This is a genomic window from Streptococcus gordonii (genome assembly GCF_001553855.1).
Classification (GTDB): Bacteria; Bacillota; Bacilli; order Lactobacillales; family Streptococcaceae; genus Streptococcus; species Streptococcus gordonii.
This window is the reverse complement of the sequence record NZ_LQWV01000016.1, coordinates 1-1,054: the sequence shown is the minus strand read 5'-3', so window position 1 is coordinate 1,054 and position 1,054 is coordinate 1. Positions and strand designations below refer to the sequence as shown.

1 protein-coding gene is annotated in these 1,054 nt (G+C 44.5%); it reads left to right on the top strand.

Translation table 11 applies throughout. The annotated features are described in order from the left end of the window. On the top strand, positions 1 to 1,049 hold a 1,049-nt coding region (locus tag AWH02_RS05995; protein WP_081094151.1), incomplete at its 5' end, for an LPXTG cell wall anchor domain-containing protein. Between the last annotated feature and the right edge of the window lie 5 nt (positions 1,050 to 1,054).

Here is a 1,054-nt window from a genome sequence, read left to right as displayed (position 1 = left end):
TGGTTCCAATTGATGAAACTGTAGCACCAACCTTTGAAGATGGCTCAACTGAAAAAGTGATTCCAGGTGAAGGAACCTATACCATCTCACCAGATGGCATCGTCACCTTTACTCCAGAAGCTGATTTTGTAGGAAAAGGAACCGGCGTAACAATTGTTCGTAAGGATAAGAACGGTACCCCAGTTACTGCAAGCTATCGTCCAACAGTTGTAGATCCGTCTACTGGACAGGATACAACCTCTACAGGAGCTAAAGGCCAAACGCAAGTGGCAACCCCAGCGTTTGAAGGACATATCGATAGTACAGTTCCACCAACCTTTGAGGACGGCAGCACGACACTGGTTGTTCCAGGAGAAGGAAGCTATACAATTGATAAAGATGGTAAGATTACCTTTACTCCAGAACCAGACTTTGTTGGTACAGCCAAAGGAGTGGTTGTAAAACGTTTGGATATTTATGGCAACGTTGTTACAGCGCAGTATACACCAACGGTCATCGGCCAAACACGAGTAGAAGATGTAACCTCAGATGGACTCAAGGGTCAAACACAGACTGGTAAACCAATCTTTGAAGGTGATGTAGACTTAACAGTAGCACCAACCTTTGAGGATGGCTCAACTGAAAAAGTTGTTCCAGGAGAAGGCACTTATACCATCTCACCAGACGGTGTTGTAACCTTTGTTCCAGAGCCAAACTTTGTTGGTACAGCTAAAGGAGTCGTTGTAATCCGTAAGGATCGCAATGGTCAAACAATTTCTGCAAGCTACACACCGAGAGTGACAGAAATTCCGGTTGTTCCAAATAGACCAAGTACTCCAGAACAACCAAAGGTTCCAGTAATTCCAGCTGAACCTGCGGTAGCAGTTCAAACACCTAAAGCTGAAGAGAGAGTAGAACCTGTTTATGTCGATCCAAAAGATGAAAAAGGGGTTCTTCCAAGAACGGGAAGTCAGGCAAGTGATCAGACTGCTTCAGGCCTCTTAGCAGCCATTGCCAGCTTAACATTCTTTGGTTTAGCAAATCGGAAGAAGAAATCTGAAGAAGATTAAGACAG